The organism is Bifidobacterium sp. LH_413 (assembly GCF_056357015.1).
This window is the reverse complement of record NZ_JBKEVK010000002.1, coordinates 488,148-508,965: the sequence shown is the minus strand read 5'-3', so window position 1 is coordinate 508,965 and position 20,818 is coordinate 488,148. Positions and strand designations below refer to the sequence as shown.

Annotated in this window: 13 protein-coding genes and 1 tRNA gene; 11 read left to right on the top strand and 3 right to left on the bottom strand. The window is 67.2% G+C overall.

The features are described from left to right. Positions 1-118 precede the first annotated feature (118 nt). A complete protein-coding gene (locus AC1AYN_RS06075; protein WP_476532564.1) occupies positions 119-883 on the bottom strand; it encodes a response regulator transcription factor in 765 nt (254 codons plus the stop codon). Positions 884-1,054: 171 nt separating this feature from the next. Here AC1AYN_RS06075 and AC1AYN_RS06070 point away from each other — a divergent pair, with 171 nt between their 5' ends. Beyond that, positions 1,055-2,602, top strand: a complete 1,548-nt coding sequence (locus AC1AYN_RS06070; RefSeq protein ID WP_476532563.1) for a hypothetical protein — start codon at positions 1,055-1,057, stop codon at positions 2,600-2,602. Positions 2,603-2,817: 215 nt separating this feature from the next. On the opposite strand, the gene AC1AYN_RS06065 is transcribed toward AC1AYN_RS06070, so the two are convergent. Further along, the gene (locus AC1AYN_RS06065) at positions 2,818-5,697 is read right to left on the bottom strand and encodes a beta-glucosidase (RefSeq protein WP_476532562.1); all 2,880 of its coding nucleotides are present in this window, start codon (positions 5,695-5,697) and stop codon (positions 2,818-2,820) included. Positions 5,698-5,910: 213 nt separating this feature from the next. On the opposite strand from AC1AYN_RS06065, the gene AC1AYN_RS06060 reads away from it, so the two are divergent. The 7 genes from AC1AYN_RS06060 to AC1AYN_RS06030 all read left to right on the top strand — a co-directional run bounded on the left by AC1AYN_RS06060 (position 5,911) and on the right by AC1AYN_RS06030 (position 14,060). Continuing rightward, positions 5,911-8,259, top strand: coding sequence for a serine/threonine-protein kinase (locus tag AC1AYN_RS06060; RefSeq protein WP_476532561.1), 2,349 nt, complete (start codon positions 5,911-5,913; stop codon positions 8,257-8,259). A 126-nt stretch (positions 8,260-8,385) separates the two neighbouring features. Next, positions 8,386-9,363, top strand: a complete 978-nt coding sequence (locus tag AC1AYN_RS06055) for a DsbA family protein (protein ID WP_476532560.1) — start codon at positions 8,386-8,388, stop codon at positions 9,361-9,363. Between the two features lie 228 nt (positions 9,364-9,591). Next, positions 9,592-9,665, top strand: a tRNA-Thr gene (locus tag AC1AYN_RS06050). A gap of 268 nt (positions 9,666-9,933) precedes the next feature. Further along, positions 9,934-11,475, top strand: a complete 1,542-nt coding sequence (locus AC1AYN_RS06045) for an aggregation-promoting factor C-terminal-like domain-containing protein (RefSeq protein WP_476532559.1) — start codon at positions 9,934-9,936, stop codon at positions 11,473-11,475. Positions 11,476-11,512: 37 nt separating this feature from the next. Next, a complete protein-coding gene (gene rsmA, locus AC1AYN_RS06040) occupies positions 11,513-12,481 on the top strand; it encodes a 16S rRNA (adenine(1518)-N(6)/adenine(1519)-N(6))-dimethyltransferase RsmA (RefSeq protein WP_476532558.1) in 969 nt (322 codons plus the stop codon). Then, on the top strand, positions 12,478-13,380 hold the full coding sequence (locus tag AC1AYN_RS06035; protein ID WP_476532557.1) for a 4-(cytidine 5'-diphospho)-2-C-methyl-D-erythritol kinase: 903 nt from the start codon (positions 12,478-12,480) through the stop codon (positions 13,378-13,380). Before rsmA ends, AC1AYN_RS06035 begins: the two co-directional genes overlap by 4 nt. A gap of 47 nt (positions 13,381-13,427) precedes the next feature. Then, positions 13,428-14,060, top strand: coding sequence for a LytR C-terminal domain-containing protein (locus AC1AYN_RS06030; RefSeq protein ID WP_476503266.1), 633 nt, complete (start codon positions 13,428-13,430; stop codon positions 14,058-14,060). Positions 14,061-14,254: 194 nt separating this feature from the next. Here the strand turns inward: AC1AYN_RS06030 and AC1AYN_RS06025 are convergent, their stop codons facing one another. Next, entirely contained in the window at positions 14,255-15,664 is a 1,410-nt protein-coding gene (locus AC1AYN_RS06025) for a CCA tRNA nucleotidyltransferase (RefSeq protein WP_476532556.1), read from the bottom strand. Positions 15,665-15,784: 120 nt separating this feature from the next. On the opposite strand from AC1AYN_RS06025, the gene AC1AYN_RS06020 reads away from it, so the two are divergent. From AC1AYN_RS06020 to murJ, 3 genes are read left to right on the top strand one after another with little or no spacing between them, the layout of a single operon-like run. After that, positions 15,785-16,795 (top strand): NUDIX hydrolase, encoded by a 1,011-nt coding sequence (locus AC1AYN_RS06020; protein ID WP_476532555.1) that lies wholly within the window; start codon positions 15,785-15,787, stop codon positions 16,793-16,795. Next, complete coding sequence (locus AC1AYN_RS06015; protein WP_476532554.1) at positions 16,792-19,056, top strand: DUF6049 family protein; 2,265 nt, start codon at positions 16,792-16,794, stop codon at positions 19,054-19,056. The genes AC1AYN_RS06020 and AC1AYN_RS06015 overlap by 4 nt, the downstream gene beginning before the upstream one ends. Continuing rightward, complete coding sequence (gene murJ / locus AC1AYN_RS06010) at positions 19,053-20,699, top strand: murein biosynthesis integral membrane protein MurJ (protein ID WP_476503270.1); 1,647 nt, start codon at positions 19,053-19,055, stop codon at positions 20,697-20,699. Before AC1AYN_RS06015 ends, murJ begins: the two co-directional genes overlap by 4 nt. Positions 20,700-20,818: the final 119 nt, after the last annotated feature.

The window sequence follows — 20,818 nt, the reverse complement described above, 5'->3', positions numbered from 1 at the left end:
TACTCCCCCTCTCCCGCGCTCTGCGACAACAGCGCGATCGCGGACAATTCCCCGGTGACGGCGTCGTGCAGCGCGCGCCATCGCACGCCGTGGACGGCCAGATCGTCGTCGACCGGTCTCAGCGTCGTTTCGCCTGATTCCATTTGACCAGCGCCTCCCCCAACGTCCGTGCGTTCAGTTTGATGCGCGCGTGCCGCGCGTGGGATCGTGCGGTGGGCGGCTGGATGCCGAGCCGTCGCGCGATTTCGTTGAGGTTGAGCCCCTGCGCGCTCAGGTTGAGCACTTCCATCTCCGGCCATGTCAGCGTCGCCGCCGGTTCGGCGGGCGTGCGGCGGATGCGTTGGAACGCCGTCCCGGCATCGTCGAAACGCACGTCGGGTGCGGCCTGCGACGGCACCGTTCCGCCGGCGGCCACGATCCGTATCGCCCGTTGCAGGTCGCGCATGTCCGTTTTGCCGATGATGCCCTGCGCTCCCGCCTCGGCCGCGTCCGACGCGTACAGTTCGATCGGGTACGAGGTGATGGCGAGCATCGGCGGGCGCGGCGCGGCGGACCGGATGAGACGGCACAGCAGCGGGCCGGGCATGTCCGCAAGCCCCATGTCGACCAGCAGCACGTCGGGGCGGTCGTCGTCCTCCACGCATCTGACGAACGCCTCCCGACCGGCCGTCGCCTCCCACGCCAGCCGCATGCCCGGCATCCGCGGGATGATCGCGCGCAGCGCGTACAGGGTGATGGCGTCGTTGTCGACGATGCCGACCGAGACGCCCGTCCCGCCGTCATCGTTTCCACGTACCTCTTCGGACCGTTCCATAATCCGCAGTGTATCGCCGATTCCCACGCGGCGACGGGCGGCGGCACCGTGCGCGCGACGGTTCATCATCAAACGTTGACGGGACGCTGTGATGCGGGCGACGCCGGTCGCCGTCACGACAAACGTTGATGCCTTCGGCCGTATGCGCCGGCGTCGCGGAACGCCGCGGATACGCTGGAATCACGGATACGGCATCCGACGGAAAACGACAGAAACGACGGACGATGAAGGAGCCCTCCCATGTTCGGCCATGACACGCATCTTCCGGCGACGGTGCGCACGCTGATGCGCTCCACGCTCGCCTTCTGCACCGCGGTCGCGCTCTGCACGGCAGCTCCCCCAGCCGCGTCGGCGATCGAGCGCACCGGCGCGCTCCCCGTCACGACGCTGCGCGGCGCATCCTGTCTCGGCAGCGATCCGATCGCGCTGACGTCCGCTCCCGGCGGCCGGTTCCTGTTCGCGATCGACAAAGGCGGCACGGTCTGCCGAATCCGCATCACGGACCTGTCCGCGGACGGCACCGCACAGGTGGACGGCGGTTTCGCCACGTCCCGGCCGCACGTCGAGTTCACGCCGGATGGCAGGACGATGCTCGTCAACGGCGCGAACGGCATCGCCGCGATCGGCGTCGACGATCTCACGGTCACATTGCATCCCTCGACCGGAAGCGACTACATGCTGTCGCCGGACGGCGCGCGTATCGGCGTGATCGAACCCGACGGCACCGGCGGCGACGATACGCCGCGCTCGTGGACGTTGCGCACGTTCGCGGCGGCAGGCGGCGAGAACGTCGCCGCCGTCCCGCTGCGATACGCCGATTCCGCCGCCGGCCCCGCCGCCGCAATCCGCGACGTCACGCCGTACACGACGAACTCGGCCGGGACGGTATGGTTTGTCGGCGTCGATGACACGACCGGTGCCGGCGATACGGACGGAGGCTCTGGTGATGCCGATACCACCGACGACGATGCCGCCGCCGGACGATCGTTGCGGCTGATGGCGGTCGACATCGCCACCGGCGTGATGGACGACATCGCGGACGACGTGTCGCCGACCGTCTACGCCACCGGAACAGCGGACCGTCACGCGCTGTACGTGGGCACCGCCGATTCGCGGGTGCTGGCGATCGACGTCGACGCCTATGAGCCCGGCTCGGATTCCGGTTCCGGCTCGGACTCGGGCACCGGTTCGGGCGAAGCGACGGTGGCGCGCACGATGTTCGGACGGCACCTGCCGCTCGACCGCATCCTGCTCGCGCCGAACGGCGCGCGCCTGCTCGTCGGCATGACGAACGGCAGACTCGTCGTCGACGAAGGCACCATGCAGTGGCTGGACACGGGCGATCTCGTCTCGGCCATCGATCCGGACGGCACGCTGCTGTACTCAATCGACCACGGAAACGGTGACGCGATCGCACTCCGTGTGAACACGTTCGACAGGAACGATCCCACGGTCACGCGCACGCTGACGTTCGAGACCGCCGACGGCACTGGTGATTCCGGTGATTCCGGTCTTTCCGGTGCGGCGACCGGCCATGCGGCAGGCTGGACGTTCTCGCAGGACGGCGGCATCTGGTACGTGCTGCTCGCCTCGGCAACCGATTCCGCGCAACCGGCCGCGCTGCTCGTGATGGACGTCTCCCCGTTCACCGCGGAATCCGTGAGCCGGTCGACTACGGAAGGCGACGGGCGGCGGCCGCTCAGCACGACGACGATCGCCATCGTCGCCGCTGTCGCGGCGCTGCTGGTCGTGGCGATCATGATCGTGCGCCGGCGAACGGACTGGTGAGACGGGAACAGAGAGACCGGAGAGACAGCGAAGCGGCCGCAGGCTGCGGGAACGGCATCGGTTGGATGATGCGGTTACCCGCGGCCTGCGGCCGCTTCTCTCCCCCAGTCAGCCTGACTTCACATCAGCTCGCCTGTCGACTCACACATCGCCTACAAACGCCTCCGGCGTTTGCTTTACGGCGATGTCCTATCAGAGGGGGCCGGGAGGCGGGGCTACTTCGTGGCCTTGCGGCGGGCGAGGTAGCGCTTGATGGTGAGGACCTCGAGTCCGATCGCGAGGACGGCGGTCACGCCCCAGACCACGTAGGAGATGGTCTTCCAGATCGGGGTGGCGACGTCGGGCTCGCCGTTCTCGTACAGCCAGCTGTTGGCGGCCGTGTAGAGGATGTTGTGCGAGGCGGTGCGCATCGCCTTGACCGAGGTGGCGGACTTGTCGGTGATGTGGTTCGTCACGTCGGTGGTGGCGAGCATCAGGTCGTTGCCGCCGCGGATCGCGCGGTCGCCGCTCTGGTAGCCGTAGCCGCCGAAGTAGTCGGTGAGGACCATGCCGCGGAAGCCCCACTCGTCACGCAGGACGGTGTTGAGCAGTCCGGAGTGCGAGCCGGCCCACTCGGTGCCGATGTAGTTGAAGGCGCTCATCACGGCGCCCGCGCCGCCTTCCTTCACGCTCATCTCGAACGGCTTCAGGTAGATCTCGCGGATCGACTGCTCGTTGGCCCAGGTGTTGAGCTCGCTCAGTCGGTTCGTCTCCTGGTCGTTCAGGGCGAAGTGCTTCATGAAGGCGTACACGCCCTTGGCCTGCGCGCCGGCCACCTGCTGGGAGGCCATCACGCCGGACAGGTAGCCGTCCTCGGAGAAGTACTCGAAGGTACGGCCGGCGAACGCGTTGCGGTGGATGTTCATGGCGGGGGCATACCAGCCGGCCACGTGCATGTCGTGGGCCATGTCGCCGATGCCGTCGCCGAACTGGCGGGCCAGATCCTTGTTCCACGTGCACGCCACGGAGGTGGAGGACGGGAAGCCGATGGAGCCGACGCCGGTGAAGTTGTTGTTCAGGGAGGCGGGGCCGTCGACGTCGGTCAGGGCGATCTTGCCGACGGAGTTCACGGCCTGCGTGCCGTAGCCGCCGAAGGCGATCAGGTTGTCCATCTGGTCGAAGGTCAGCTGGTCGAGCAGCTTGTCCCACAGCGGATCGTCGTAGTCCTTGCCGGTGAGGTCGGCCAGACGCACGCCGTTCTTCGCGCCGGTGGTCGGCATCTGGTCGGAGTCGTCGTTCGTCTCGGACGGCTTGTAGTTCGACAGGTTGCGGAACTTGGCCTTGAGGTCGGCGGACAGCGTGTAGTTCGTCGGCTTGGCGGTCGCCTGCTTGTAGTTGGCGAAGTGGTCGGCACGGGACAGGTAGGTGATGCCCTGCTCCTCGCCCTCGGCGTCGTCGAACACGTTGGTCGCGACGGTCTTGTCACCCGAGTGCGTGTTGGACTTGGAGTCGTAGGTGATCGTCTTGTCGACGGTCACGGTCTTCTCGTCGATCGTGGTGTGCGAATCGGACTGGATGGAGATGCCGTAGTCGCCCGCCTCGAGCACGTAGGCCTTCGCGGTCTTGGAATCGTAGGAGGCCATGTCGTCATCGTCGAACGAGATCTTCACGGTCTCGGATTCGCCGGGCTTGAGCTCCTTGGTCTTCTCGAAGGCGACCAGGTTGGCGCTGGCCTTCTCGATGCCGCCGTTGGTGTACGGCGGGTCGAAGTACGTCTCGACGACGTCCTTGCCGGCCTTGTCGCCGGTGTTGGTGACGGTCACGTCGAAGGAGACCTTGCCGTCGGAGTACGTCACGTCGCCCATCTTCTGGTCGAAGGTGGTGTAGCTCAGGCCGTAGCCGAACGGGTACTGCACGTAGTCGTCGTAGTCGATCGCGCCTTCGTCGGCCGCGGTCTCCCAGTACTTGTAGCCGACGTAGATGCCTTCGACGTAGTTGACGAACGCCGGGGAGGTCTTGCCCTCCTCGAAGTTCTCGGTGGCGAACTCCTTCATGTTGTCGTACTTGAAATCACCGGCGTTGTTGTAGCTCGGCTGCTGGGTGAGGTCCTTGACGAAGGTGTCGGAGGTCCTGCCGGACGGGTTCACGTCGCCGGCGAGCACCTCGCCGAGCGCGGAGAAGCCGGTCTGGCCGGCGGGCGGGCACCACAGCACGGACTTGATCTGCGGGTAGTTGTCGACGAAGCCGAGCTCGAAGGTGTTGGCGCCGTTGTAGACGACGGTGACCTTGTCGAAGTTCTTGGTGACCAGGTCGATCATGTCCTTCTCGGTCTGGCTGAGCTCGAGGAAGCTGCCGCCCTTCTGGAAGTCCTTGTAGTCCTTGGAGTTGTCGTGGTAGGTGATGCCCTTGGCGGTCATGTCCTTCGGCAGGTCGGCGCCCTCGCCGCCGACGCGGGTGATGACGACCACGGCCTCGTCGGAGAAGGCCTTGGCATCGGAGATGAGCTTGCTCGAGTACTGCTTGGCCGGCACTTCGGGCAGGGTCCAGTCCTGCTCGGCCATGGCCACGACCGGACGGTCCTTGCGGTAGTCGGTGTACAGCTTGCTCAGTTCGGTGTTGGTCTCGACGCCCGCCTGCTTGAGGCCGTCGAGGATGGAGGTGGTCTTGTAGGACTGGTTCATCGAGCCGGAGCCGGTGCCGCCGTAGACCGGGTTCGTGGAGCCCCAGCCGAACACGTTGACCTTCTTCGAGGCGAGCGGCAGGTTGGAGTCCTCGTTCTTCAGCATCGTGATCGCCTCGGACTGGATCTCCTTGGCGAGCTTGTTCGCGTTGGAGATCGTGGTCTCGGACAGCGTGTACTTGGTGGCGGTCGCGCTGTTGAGCAGCGAGGCCAGCGGGCCGAACAGCATCATGGACACGGCCACGACCACGGCGACCAGGAACACGATCCACGATTCGGAATGCACGAGTTTGCGGGTGGCGACGTTCTTCACCGTCTTCTTGTTCACGCCGATGGTCAGCGCGAGCGCCAGCACGAACACCACGCCGATGGCGATCAGCTGCGGCGCGATCGAAGCGATGACGTTCATCACGTCGCTCCAGTTGATGCTCAGCATCGTTCTCCTCCTTGATTCTGCTTTCATCCGACACGTCGTCGATGTCGTTATCCCCGATTGTGCACGACCGCCGCGGGCCACGCCGCCCGCTCACCCCATCCTGTCGTTTCGCATGCATATTCTGCACGCCCGCCCATTCCCCGCACGCATGGGCGGCACGGCCGACCGGCACATATATACCGGCATGCCAGGCCCAAGGATAGGATGGGCGGTATGAGTGATCTGACGGCGTTGAATCTGGAACCGGGCGAAGTGGTGGGCGGCTATACGCTCGTCTCCCGCCTGGGTTCCGGCGCGATGGGTTCGGTATGGCGCGTGCTCGACGACGGCGGTCAGGTGTACGCGATGAAGATCCTGCGTGATTCGCTCGCCGAGGACGGTTCGTCCGATGATCTCTCCGGCGATGGCGCGGCGGCCGGTCCGGGCGCCCCCGGCTCCCCTGCCTCCCGCCGCCCCGCGCAGGACCCGAACCTCAAGGAGAACGTGACGCCGCGCGAGCGCCTGCGCCGCGAGGCCCTCGCGTTGAAGAAGGTGAATCATCCGGGCGTGTGCGGCATCGTCGACATGGAGCTCGACGACGCCCTCGCGTTCATCGTCACCGAACTCATCGAAGGCAGGAATCTCAAGGACGACGTCGCCGCGAACGGCAAGTACGTGGGCGACGATCTGGAACGGCTCGCGCGCAAGCTGATGGAGGCCGTCAAGGCCGTGCATGCGGCCGGCATCGTGCATCGCGACATCAAACCGACGAACGTGATGGTCTCCGCGTCCGGTCCGGTGCTCGTCGACTTCGGCATCGCGATGGGCGAAGGCGAAAGCCACGTGACGCGCACGGGCCTCGTGATGGGCACACCCGGCTTCATCGCGCCGGAGATCATCGATGGCGCCGATTCGAGCGAGGCGACGGACTGGTGGTCGGTTGCCTCCGTGCTCGCGTTCGCCGCGACCGGCGAACCGGTGTTCGGCACGAAGCCGCTGATGGCCGTGCTGGAACGCGAGGCGAGCGGCAACGCGAACCTCGCCGGGCTACCCACGCACACGCTCACCGCGTTCCGCAGCGCGCTCAATCCCGATCCACGCCGCCGCTGCACGCCCGACCAGCTGCTCCACGCGATCGCGCTGGACGCGCTCAATCCCGTGAATTGGGATGACGACGGCTTCGGCGGCGATTCCGCGACCGATGCGACCGGCGCGACCGGCAACGGCGCGACCGAGGTGATGCGCCCTTTTGACGACGGCCCCAACGCGGCGACCAGAGTGCTCGGCACCGGCGCCGGTAACGCAAGTAACGCGGCCGGAGCGCCCGGCGCGACCGCCACATTGCCGGCGACGTCGGTGATGCCGTCGACGATGCGCGGCGCAGGCACAGGCATGCCGGTCGCGCCGTCCACGCCGCCCATGCCACGCATGGCCACCGGCCGCGCGGCATGGCGCGACGACGCGGACGACGGCGTCGACGCGACGCGCGCGCTGACGCCGGACCAGTGCACGGTCACGCTGCCCAGCGACGTGCTCGGTCCGGGCGACGCGGCGAATCCGCCGCTCATCCCAGCCGCCGGCTCGGGTTCCGCCGCGGCCGCCGGCACGAATCCGAACCATCCGAACCAGAGCGCGAACGCGAACCGCACGCCGCGCACGGCCACCGGCCGCGCGGCGTCGGCGCGCGAGGCGGCGGCCGGCGACGACCAGTCGCCGCTGCAGCGCGTGGCGGACGCCTCGAACCGTACTGGCTCCTCCCTGCCGCCCGCCTACGTGCCGACCTCCTCGCGCGACATTCCGATCGTGACGCCGAAGCCGAAGGGCGACGTCCCGCCGTTCCTGCGCGACCAGCCGGACGCGACGGCGGTGATGCCGCAGAACATGCAGCCGCCGGAACCGCCGCGGCCGCCGGCCGAGCTGCTGCCGCCGCAGTACGAGCCGCCGCAGCCGGAATACGTCCAGCCGGATTTCGCGCAGCCGGGGTACGAGACGCCGCAATCGCCGCAATCGCAGTACGGCCGCAACGCGGCGAATCCGAACGCGCCGCAGCATCGCAACACCGCCGACTCGCGGCGGGCGCAGTACCTCGAGCAGGGCGTGGCCGTCCTGTGCATGATGGCCGTCGTACCGGCGGTCGCCGCGGTGTTCCAGCCGCTGATCGGCCTCGCCGTGGCGGCGGCGCTGATGTGGCTGCTGTTCACCGTCGGGTACAGCACGGAGGCGCAGATCGAGCGCGAAAGCCGCCGCGGCGGCATGCGCAAGGGATCGGATTCCGCGTTGCGCGTCGTGCAGCTGCCGTGGCATCTGCTCAAAGGGCTGCTCGCCGCGCTCGGCCGATCCGTACAGTTCGCGATCATCGACCTCGTCGGCGTGGTCGCCGCGACCGCCGCGCTGCAGCTGCCGTGGGCGATGACACCGCTGCCGGACGGCATGTGGCCGTACGAACTGCCGTGGCTCACCGACGGACCGTTCACGACGACCGGATTGGCGCTGGCCGGCATGGCCGCGATCGCGTGGATCCTCACCACGCTCTGGCCGAGCAGCGGCATGCTACGCCTCGGCGCGGGCGCGATACGGCGGTAGCGCGGTCCCGCAGTTCATATGGAGTTCAATCAGCGACGGGCGTATATGTCGATTCGTGGGCTAGACTGACCCTCAGATCAGTCATCAGAGATCAGTCATTCAGTGGTTGGGAAAGGATCGTCTCGCATGGCCACGAAAGCGAACAACACCAAACAGCGCAAGACCCGCGCCGCCCGTCGCGCAGCCGAGGAGGCCGCGGCGAAGGCGCGCGCCGAGCAGGCGGCGAAGGAGCGCAGGCAGCAGACCATCATCGGCGCGATCGTGATCGCCGTGGTCGTCGCGCTCATCGCCGTCGCCGGCATCGCGATTTGGCGTTCGCACGTCGCCTCGCAGAACTCCGGCGCGAACCTGACCGTCGACCAGGCGTACTCGAAGCTGCAGGAGGTCTCCGACAAGCCGTCCGTCGCCGATGAGAAGGGCGGCGTCATCGTCTCGAAGGACGGCGTGGGCGAGAAGGTCGACGGCGTGCCGACCGTCGAGGTGTACATGGACTTCATGTGCTCCGGCTGCGGCAACTTCGAGCGCGCGTCCGGCGCGACGCTGGAGAAGCTCGTCGAAGCCGGCCAAATCAACCTCGACCTGCACCCGATGTCGTTCGGCGACACCTGGAGCCCCGACAAGTACTCGACGCGCGCCGCAAACCTGCTGCTCACCATCGCCGAGCAGGACAAGGACGCCTCGCACATCCTCGGCTTCATCCAGAACATGTACGCCGACGACTTCCAGCCGGCCGAGAACTCCGGCGTGAAGACCTCCGACGACCAGATGCGCCAGCAGGCGATCAAGGCGGGCGTCTCCAAGAAGGTCGCGAACGCCGCGAGCGTCGACAAGTACACGGCATGGCTGGACGCGATCGACACGTACAACCCGAAGCGTTCCGAACTGTTCAACGTGTCCGGCAGCTACAAGGGCCAGATGACCACGCCGACCGTGCGCATCAATGGCAACTACTGGGATATGAACCAGCTGTCCACCGCGGGCATGACCTCCAACGAGGGCCTCGTCACCGCGCTGGGTCTTACCGACGACCAGGTCGGCGTCGAAGGCCAGCTCCCCTCGATCGGCGCCAGCGGCAAGCCGATCTCCGTCACCACCGGCAAGTAAGCCAAGAGGACTAGGGCGGGCCGCTTCCGGCACCCCCTCGGTCCCGCTTCGCGGGACAGCTCCCCCTGAGGGGGCGCAGGGAGACGAGTGCACGAAGTGCATCCGTTGTTCTTTGCTCCCCCTTTCAGGGGGAGCTGGCGGCCGCAGGCCGACTGAGGGTGCTGGCGCTCGTCCGCTGGTAACTGCTATGCTGGGTTTCCGCGTGCGCGACACACTGTTGCGTGCCACGCCTCTTTAGCTCAGATGGCCAGAGCGGCCGCCTTGTAAGCGGCAGGTCGTCGGTTCGATCCCGACAAGAGGCTCGTCATGCGTGAAAAAGGCGTATACTGTGTGATGCGCCGGGGGCGCGCAGGAAATACTTAACACGGGTAAGTCGTCTAGGAGCCTTCCCCCGATTATGGCTTCCTGGACAGGGCAGGAGAGTCCCCCAACCATCTCCTTGCCTTGATAATAGGGGGCGGGAACTTCCCCTTCTCTCCCGCCCCCTTTTTCTTTTTCTTTGCAGATGGTGCGCTACGATGGGCACCGAGTGCGCCCGGACCGATCGCGGGCGGGAAACGAGGTAATGGCATGGCACGGCGGTGGACCCCGCAACGATTCGTGATGTTGCGTCGTATCCGTGTGGCCGTGTGCGTCGTGACGGTGCTCGCGGCGTGTGTGGCGACGTTCGCGTTCTCCGCGCGCAAGTCGGTGGCGCTGACGGTGAACGGCAAGACGACGACCGTCCAGACCTACGCGATGAGCGTCGACCGTCTGCTCGAGGAGCAGGGCGTCAGCGTCAAGACGCATGATCTCGTGCAGTCCTCGTCCGGCAGCACGCTCGCCAACCATGCGGTCGTCACCGTGCGCAGCGCCTACCAGACCACCGTGAACGTGGACGGCGAGGAGATCCCGTTCTGGACGGTGGCGGACAGCGCCGACCAGCTCATCGGATTCTTCAAGGCGAACGAGAAGCAGGCCTCGAAGATCACCGTCGACATCGACAACATCTACAACCAGCTGACCGGCGGCCTCGTCATCAACAAGGAGGGCCCGGTCACGGTCATCGCGGACGGCAAGTCGTCCGAAGCGCCGAACGGCAAGCTTCCGGCGGCCTCCATCCTCGATTCCAAGGGCATCAACGTGGGCAAGGAGGATCGCGTCAGCGTCGAAGAGGACGGCGGCGAGACGATCCTGCGCGTCAGGCGCGTGACCCACGGCCAGGAGACGCGCACCAAGTCGGTGCCGTACTCCACGCAGACGATCATCGATTCCTCACTCGAATCCGGCCAGACGGAAATCCGCCAGCAGGGCCAGAACGGCGAGATCCAGCAGGTCTTCGACGTGACCTATGTGGACGGCGTCGCGGAGAGCGAGACGCTCGCCAGCGAGACGACGACGAAGGCCGCGGTCGACCAGATCATCGCGGTCGGTCCGGAGAAGGTCGAGGAGCCGAAGGAGGACACCGGCAGCGGCAAGGCCGATTCCGGTTCGAACCAGTCCACGAAGCCGAACACGTCGAACAAGAACGACGACAAGGACAAGTCCGACAAGAACGATTCCTCCGACAAGAAGAACGAGTCGAACTCCGGCAACAACTCGAACAACTCGGGCAACTCGAACTCGGGCAACTCCAACAATTCCGGCTCGAACTCCGGTAACTCGGGCAACAGCGGAAACTCCGGAAACAACAACTCCGGCGGCAACAACTCGGGGAATTCCGGCAACTCCGGGAACAATTCGGGCAACAGCGGAAACTCTGGAAATTCCGGCAACTCCGGAAATTCCGGCAACTCCGGCGGCTCCAGCTCCGGTTCGGGCCGCCTGTGGCACCCGAGCGTCGCCCAGGCGCAGACCTACGCGGCCGCGGCCGCCGCCCAGCGCGGCTGGACCGGCGCCGAATGGGACGCGATCGTCTGGCTGTGGAACAAGGAGTCCGGCTGGCGTTGGAACGCCGCCAACCCGTATTCCTCCGCCTACGGCATCCCGCAGGCGCTGCCCGGCTCGAAGATGGGCACCGGCTGGCAGGACGACGGCGCCGTGCAGATCGACTGGGGTCTGAGCTACATCGCCCAACGCTACGGCACGCCCACCAACTGCAAGCGCATCTGGGAGCAGCAGGGCTGGTACTGATATCGTGAATCCCATTTCGGAAGGTGTATTGAACGACGTGACGACTGAACCCACCGCAACCGCCGAGGAGACGGCCACGGGCCATCTGCTCGGCGCCGCCGACATCCGCCGCATCGCCGCCGAGGCGGGCGTGAGCCCCACCAAGAAGTTCGGCCAGAACTTCGTCATCGATCCGGGCACCGTGCGCCGCATCGTGCGTGAGGCGCACGTCGGCCCGGAAAGCCACGTGCTCGAGGTCGGCCCCGGTCTCGGCTCGCTCACCTTGGCGATTCTCGAGACCGGCGCGCGCATGACCGCCGTCGAGATCGACCCGCCGCTGGCCGAGCGTCTGCCGGACACGATCGCCGAGTTCATGCCGGAGGCCGTGGACCGGTTCGCCGTCGTCAACCGCGACGCGCTCACCGTCAATCCCGCGAACCTGCCGGACTTCGCCGGAGACGAGCCGTTCACGCTCGTCGCGAACCTGCCGTACAACGTCGCGACGCCGATCATCCTCACACTGCTGGAACGGTTCGCGAACCTCGAATCGTTCCTCGTGATGGTGCAGAAGGAGGTCGCCGACCGTCTCGCCGCCACGCCCGGCAGCAAGATCTACGGCACGCCGAGCGTGAAGCTCGCCTGGTACGGCGAGGCCTCACGCGTCGGCACGATCGGACGCAACGTGTTCTGGCCGGCGCCGAACGTCGACTCCGCGTTGGTCGCGTTCACGCGCACGCGGCACGACGGCGTCGCCGGCGACGAGGTCGCGGCGCACGCCGAGTCCCTGCGCAAGGAGACGTTCCGTCTCATCGACGCGGCCTTCGGCCAGCGTCGCAAGACCCTGCACGCCGCGTTGAAGAAGACGGTTCCCGCCGGCACGTTCGAGGCGGCCGGCATCGATCCGACACGTCGCGGCGAGACCCTCACCATCGACGAGTTCACCGCGTTGGCCGAGGCGGTCATGCGGCTTTCCGGCGATGGCGACGACGCGCATGCCGACGACGTCGCGGCGGAGGCACGCGCATGAGCACGCCCGTCACGGTGAGCGTCGACTGTCCGGCGAAGACGAATCTCACGCTCGAGGTCGGCCCCTCCCACGCCGAGTGGGGCGGACGCCACGAGCTCGACACGATCTACTGCGCGGTCAGTCTGACCGACACGGTCACCGCCACGGCGAAACCGGCCGGCGCCGGATTCTCGCTCGACCTGGGCGGCGAGCATCTCGGCGATCTCGCGTCATCGTCGGCGGACATGCGCCGCAATCACGCCGTGCTCGCCCTGTTCGCGATGGCGGAGGCGGCGGGCCGCGAACCGGACGTCGCGCTGACGATCGAGAAACGCATTCCGGTCGGCGCGGGTCTCGCCGGCGGATCGGCGGACGCTGCGGCGACGATCCTCGCGCTGAACGCGCTGTGGGAGCTCGACTGGCCGCTCGACCGACTGCGCGAGGTCGCGGCGACGCTCGGCGCGGACATGCCGTTCTGCGTGGCCGGCGGCTACGCGCACGGCACCGGATACGGCGAGATCATCGAGACGATTCCCGACGATTCGGATGCGGCGCGAGGACTGCGCGAACAGGGCTACGCGGGATCGCTGCTCGTCGGCGCCTACCAGGCGCAGCTGAGCACGCCCGAAGTGTACGGCGAATTCGACGTGGTCGGTGCCGGCGAAGGCGACCGGAACCACCTGCAGAAGGCGGCGGTCAGCCTGCATCCGCGCTCCGGCGCCGCAATCCGCGAGGCGTTGGCGGCGGGCGCGAGCCACGCGTTCGTCTCCGGATCGGGCCCGTCCGTCGTGGCGTTCACGCCCACGCCGTCCATCCGCCGCGACGTGATCGCCGCATGGGAACGGTCGAAGGCGGTGGACCGCATCATCGCGGCCGAAGCGCCCGCCGTCCCGTCGGTCAGCGTCACGGTTGCACGCTAAGGTAAATAGGCACTGCGTAAGTCAGGCAGCGAAGGAAAGGGAACCGAATGGCCGAAGAGTATGACGAGCGCGAGGCACGCAAGGCGTATGTGCTACGCCGTCAGAAGATCGTGTTCTCCATCACCGGCGCGATTCTCGTGGTCGTGCTCATCGTCGCGACGCTGTTCTTCACCGGCGTGATCCAGGTCGACCAGCAGGCCAAGAAGGCCACGAAGCCGAACTACGGCGTGGCCGTGCCGTGCGCCGCGAAGAACGAGGACGGCACCGCGATGAAGTGGGCGGACAACAATTCGGTGATCCTGCGCGTGCGCAACGGCACCGAGTTCACCGGTCTGGGCGCGGCCGTCGGCGAGGCGCTCAAGGACCGCCAGTTCGACGTGCGCACCATCGACTCGTACACGAGCGCCAAGGTGACCCGCACGACCATCTACTTCGGCGTGAACGCGATCAACCCGGCGTACACGGTCAAGGAGTACATCCCGGATGCGGTGCTCGTGATGGACGACCGTCAGGATCGTCTCGTCGACGTGGTGATCGGCGCCACGTTCAACAACCTGAACTCCGAGAAGGAAGTCAAGAAGCACGGCGACACGATCAAGGACTTCGACGGCTGCAAGACCGTCGAGGCCATGCAGCAGGCCGGCCTGAGAAAAGCCGACAAGCACACCGAGATCAACTGATCGATTATCTGCCTCCCTCTGATGAGGGAGGTGGCCGCCGCAGGTGGCCGGAGGGAGAGACACGAGCGGCCGTAGGCCGCGGGGAAAACGCATCGGCCAAAGGCCGATTCCATGTTTCCCGCGGCCTACGGCCGCTCTTCTTTCTCTCCCCCACCCGGCTCCGCCGGGAGCCCCCTCGTCAGAGGGGGCCGAGTCTACTCACTCGCCCATCGTTTCAATTCGGCAACGGCGACATCGTGGTCTACGGGGCCGTTATCGAGGCGGTATTCGAGCATGTGGCGGTAGGCTTGGCCGACCATCGGGCCGGGCTCGAGGCCGAGGATCGACATGATCTCGTTGCCGTCCAGATCCGGGCGGATCGCGTCGAAGTCCTCCTTCTCCTTGAGCTCCTTGACGCGGGCCTCCATCTCGTCCATCGCCTCGGCGAAGATGCGCGCCTTGCGGCGGTTCTGCGTGGTCGCATCGGCGCGGGTCAGACGGTTGAGCCGCTCGTACAGATGGCCGGCGTCCTTCACGTAGCGGCGCACCGCGGAGTCCGTCCACGGTTCGTCCACGTAGCCGTGGAAGCGCAGGTGCAGGTTCACGAGCTCGCTCACGTCGTCGACGATGTGGTGGTCGAAACGCAGCGCCTTGAGGCGCTTGCGCGTCAGCTTCGCGCCGACGGCGTCGTGATGGTGGAAGCTCACCTTGCCGCCCGGTTCGAACCGGCGCGTCTTCGGCTTGCCGACGTCGTGCATGATCGCGGCGAGACGCAGCGTCAGGTCGGGGCGCGGCACCGGGCCGTCCTCGCCGGTTTCGAGCGCGACGGCGCGGTCGAGCACGATCATCGTGTGCTCGAACACGTCCTTGTGGCGGTGATGCTCGTCGATCTGCAGTTCGAGTGCGGGGATCTCCGGCAGGACGATGTCCGCCAATCCGGATTCGACGAGCGCTTCGATGCCGGCGCGCGGGCGGTCGGAGAGCAGCAGCTTGGTGAGCTCGTCGCGCACGCGTTCGGCGGACACGATCGAGATGCGTTCGGTCATCGCGCTGATCGCCTCGGCGGTCTCCGGTTCGATGGAGAAGCCGAGCTGGGCGACGAAGCGCACGGCGCGCATCATGCGCAGCGGATCGTCGTCGAACGACTGTCGCGGGTCGACCGGCGTGCGCAGGACGCCCTTCGCGAGGTCGTTCGCGCCGCCGAACGGGTCGACGAATTCGAGGTCGGGCACGCGCAGCGCCATCGCGTTGACGGTGAAGTCGCGGCGGGACAGGTCACCTTCCAACGTGTCGCCGTACTGGACCTCCGGCTTGCGCGAATCCGGATCGTACGTGTCGGAACGGTAGGTGGTGACCTCCACCTTGACCTCGGTGCCGTCGTCGCGGCGGCGCATCGCGCCCAGCGTGCCGAACTTGCGGCCCATGTCCCAGAAGCCGTCGTGGCCGAAGCGACGCAGGATCGGCTCGAACTGCTCGGGGCGCGCCGACGTGCAGAAGTCGAGGTCGTGGCTGCGGCGGTGCAGCAGCAGGTCGCGCACGGGTCCGCCCACCAACGCCAGCTCGTAGCCTTCGGCGGCGAACATGCGACCCAATTCAATGGCTTCAGGCCAAACTTCGAAATCCACGCCAATCCTTTCGGACACGGTTCATACGCCGCGCATCGGTCACGGTGCATCGTCTTGGTATCTGTCGCTACCAGCATACCGTTACTCGACATGCACAGGGACTTGAGTAAGGTGGAAGGCATGATTACGCCCGCGGACCTTGCGCGCATGCTGGAGCATGCCGACGATGCCGCGGTCAACCATGCCCAAAACGGCCATGACGACGACGTGCTCATGTACACGTCCCAATCCCGTCCGAAGCCCGTTCCCGCGCCCGTCACACCATCACCGAAACCCGCTTCCGCGACCGCGCGGACCGAACCGGCAGCCGTGCCGAAGCCGCCGATGGTGAGCGACATCATCGACACCGCCGGCACGCTCGACACGGCGCAGACGGTCGCGTCGGTGGTCGCGCGGGAGGCGGCGAAAGCGACGCCGATGTCGACGCCGACTCCGGCGACCGTGTTCGCGCGCGTGCGCGTCACCGGTTCCGACACGACGCCCAGCGGCCAGCGCATCACGACGCGCGTCGAGACGTCGGTCACGGCGTCCGTCACGGTCGAGCCGGCGGGCGGCGTCACGGTGACCACCGTGGACGCCGCGACGCCGGGCGCGGCCGCGACGAACCCGCGCATCCCGACGCCGGCGATGATGCCGCGCAAACGCACGTCCGACGGCCCGACGACGTTCGCCTCGCTCGACGCGCAGGAGCTGCCCGTCGTGCGCGAGTATTCGGCCGGCGGACTCGTGTTCGACGAGCGCGGCCGGGTCGCGATCATCGCCCGCCACTCGCGCAGCGGCCACCTCGAATGGTGCCTGCCGAAGGGCCATATCGAGAAGGGCGAGACGCCGCAGCAGACGGCCGTGCGCGAGGTGCACGAGGAGACGGGCATCCTCGGTGAGGTGGTCGAGTCGATTGCGACGATCGACTACTGGTTCACCGGCACGACGCAGCGCGTGCACAAGCTCGTCCATCATTTCGCGTTGAAGCAGATCGGCGGCGACCTCACCGTGGAAGGCGACCCCGACCATGAGGCGGAGGACGCGATCTGGGTGGATTTCAAGGACTTGGACGATGTGCTCAGCTACCCTAATGAGCGCAAGATCGCATGGCTCTACTCCCGGAAACTGAACAGGCAGGCAAACGAGTGATTCCATACGCCCCCCTACGACGCATCCAGGCATGGCGCATTCTGACGGGTCTGCTGATCGCCGTGGCGGTCGTGGCAGGTGCCGTGCTGCCGCCGGCCACCGCCTTCGCCGCCGACGGCGACAACGGCACCGCAACGCAATCCGCACAGTCGACGAGCACCGGCACGACCGACGACAACTCCGACGCGACCGCCACGCAGACGCTCGCGCTGACCGAGATGACCGCGGTCGTCACCGACACGTCCGGATTCCACCTCAAGGCGACCGTCACGAACACCGGCGACTCCGCGTGGGCGGCCGGCGAGGTCACGCTCGAGACGAATCCGATGTTCACGTTCACCTCCCGCACCGACATGCAGGAGTGGGCGCAGTCCGACAGTCCGATTCCCGCGCCGGCGAGTCTCGGCTCGGCGTCCGTGCCCGCGCTGCAGCCGAAGCAGAGCGCGACGGTCACGATCGATCAGGACGCCGGCGCGGACGCCCTCACGCAGATGCTCAACTGGGGTCCGAAGCCGCTGCTCGTCACGTACAGCCACGACGACGCGAACGTCGAGGTCCACACGTTCCTGACGCGTTCGGCCGCCGGACTCGACAACGCGAACACGCCGGCGATGAACATCACGATGGCGATGCCGCTGACCAGCGACCATTGGACCGCCGACGCAGACACGCTCACGAAGCTCGTCACCGACGCGGACGCCGACACCGACGGCTCCACGAACTCCTCCGCCACCTCCACCGGCGCGGCCGTGCTGGACGGCGACCACACGCGCTTCGACCATGCGCTCGAACAGGCCATCTCGAAGCACTCCTCGCTGCAGACCATCGCCGACCCCACGTATCTGGACGCGCTGGCGATGCCGCCGCAGACGAAGGCGATCATGCAGCCCGCGAGCTTCGACATCACCGCCTACGCGGCGCAGGAGAACGCCGCGGCACGCTACACGAACGCCGGCATCACCGACGACGCGTGGAACGCGGACGCCGCCCTCGCCGACTACCGTGCGGCGCTCGGCGACCAGAAGGCCACGTCGCAGACGATCGCCTGGCAGGGCCAGGGCCAGTGGACGCTCGACGCGCTCACCGCCGCCCGCCGCCAGGGCTACACGACCGTCATCTCCACGCATGACTTCGAATCGTCCGAAACGGACACCGTGCACACGGGCACCGCGATCGTGCCGACCGACGCCGGCGACGTGACCGTGCTCGTCGAACAGCGCGAACTGAGCAACCTCGCCAAAGGCAAGGCCACGAACGCGAAGGCCACGGCCGAGTCGACGATGGCGGGCCGTCTCGCCCGCTTCGTCGCGCAGAGCGCGTTCTACCAGATGGAGCAGCCGTACAACGAACGCAACCTGCTCGTCTGCTTCTCCGCCGACACGGACGCCTCCACCGTGGACGCGTTCATGAGCGCCGTCGAATCGGCGTCCTGGCTCAAGACCACCGACTTCGACGCGCTGGAGCACGCCGATCCCTACGTGACCGGCGACGACGCGCGCGCGGCCGTGCCCGCCGAATCGGGCATGTCCGCGGCGGACTCCTCGGACGTGACGAACGTGATCGCCTCGCTGTCCGCGGGACGCGGCGACATCACGCGTTTCCGCGACAGCATCCTCGACGGCGGCGACGCGACGGACGACGCGCAGGCGCTGGCGCGGCAGGACGCGAAACGCACGGCCTCACGCGCGGCCGCCGGCGGCACGGCGGCCAACGCGTGGGTCAAGCGGCTGCTCGCCGCGCACGCGGAACTCGCGCTGCACGCCCTCTCCATCGACGGCGGCTCGGCAGGCGTCGACACGACCACATCGATGACGGCCGTGGGCGGCGCGCAACAGCTCGCCAACGACGTGCTCGGCGGCGTGAGCCTCACGCCGTCCGAGACGGTGACGATGGTCTCGGAAACCGCGACGATGCCGGTGACCGTCAGCAACGCCACCCCCTATCCGGTCACGATCCGCGTCTTCTCGATCACCGATTCGCCGGAAATCGTCACGTCGCGCCGCAACACGGTGACGATCCCGGCGCGCGGCGAGGCGCAGGTGACGTTCACGCTGCGCGCCGCAACCTCCGGTTCGGCCACCGCGCACGTCTCGCTGCAGGACCGCAACGGCGGCACGTTCGGCGGCTCGCAGGACACCGCGATCAACTGCGTGCTCAAGATCAGCGACAAGACCGGCTTCATCATCATCGGCCTCGCCGTGGCGCTCGGCGCGCTCGGCCTGTGGCGACAGTTCAACCGTAAGAAGGACCCCGACGAATGAGTTCCAACGTCGGCCGCAACTCCCTGATCATGGCATCGGGGACGATGGCCTCACGCATCACCGGCCAGATCCGCACGATCCTGCTCGCCGCGTGTCTCGGCACGACCGGCATCGCGGCGAACGCCTACCAGACGGGCGCGATGATCCCGCAGGTGCTGTTCACCGTGATCTCGGGCGGCATCTTCAACGCGGTGCTCGTGCCGCAGATCGTGCGCACGCTCAAGGAGCATGACGCGCAGGACCGCCTCAACAAGCTCATCACCCTGGCGATCGCGATGCTCGCCGGCATGACCCTGCTGATGATGCTCGCCACCCCGCTGCTCACGATGCTGTACCTCGACAACAGCTGGGGCCCGGCGGAGCGCGCGCTCGTCAACGCGTTCACGCTGTGGTGCATGCCGCAGATCTTCTTCTACGGCCTGTACACGGTGCTCGGCCAGATCCTCGCCGCGAAGGACAACTTCGTCACCTACGCGTGGAGCTCGGTCGGCGCGAACGTGATCAGCTGCGCCGGCTTCACGATGTTCCTGTTCCTGTTCGGCCCCGCCTCCCGCGCGCCGCTCGAGTTCTGGACCACCGGCAAGGTGATGCTCACGGCCGGCACGTGGACGCTGGGCGTCGCGTTCCAGGCGGTGATCCTGTTCGTCCCGCTGATGCGCCTCGGCCTGCACTACCGTCCGCAGTGGGGCGTGAGCGGCATCGGCCTCAAGGCGATGGGCCCGGTGGCCGCGTGGAGCGTCGGCGTGATGGGCGTGCAGGAGCTCGCGAACATCGTCAACGCGCGCATCACCAACGGCGCCCCGTTCGCCGGCAACGACCTGTACGGCATCGCCGGCAACGGCTCCTATCAGAACGCGTTCACGCTGTACATCCTGCCGTATTCGCTGATCGCCGTGTCGGTCGGCACCGCGATCTTCCCGAAGATCTCGCGCGCGGTCGCCGCGCACAACCTCGACGAGGCGCGCGAGGACCTGAGCGGGGCCCTGCGCAACGTCGGCGTGATGATGATGTACTTCACGATGGCGATCGTCGTGATGCCGGTGCCGATCACGATCGCACTGCTGCCCAGCGTCAACGTGCCCGAGGCGAAGCTGATCGCCGGGCCGATGGTCGCGCTGGCGCTCGGCCTGCCGCTCACGAGCGCGTACCTGCTCATCCAGCGCACGTTCTTCGCGTTCGAGGACGGCCGTCACCCGTTCCTGTTCCAGCTGCAGGTGAGCGTCATCCAAGTCGTGTTCGAGATCGCCGTGATGCTGCTCGCGCCAGCCCGCTACTGGACGGCCGGCGTGGGCCTCGCGATGACGGTCGGCTACCTGCTGAGCTTCCCGTCGCTGGTCATGATGCTGCGACGCCGCTTCGCCGGCAGTCTGGACGGCCGGCGCATCGCGGTCACGTATCTGAAGGCGCTGCTGGCGGCGGTCGTCGCCGGTCTGGTCGCGTGGCTGCTCACCGATCCGGCCATGGCGCTGCTGGGCGCGTCGATGCGCGACGACCGTCTCAACTGGTTCCAGGCGTTCGGCTTCTGCGCGCTGACGACGGTGGTCACGGCGGTCGTGTACGCGGTGATGCTCGTCGTGCTACGTTGCGAGGAGTTCACCGCGATCGTGCGGTCGGCGTCCGCGCGCGTGCTGCGTCGCCGGTGATGGTCCGGCGACGTTGCGGCGATGGCGACGGCGACGTGATGCGATGATGCCGTGATGACGCCTTCCTTTTCGACCATCCCCATGATTAGAATGACAGCAGCGCCATCGACTCGTATGGT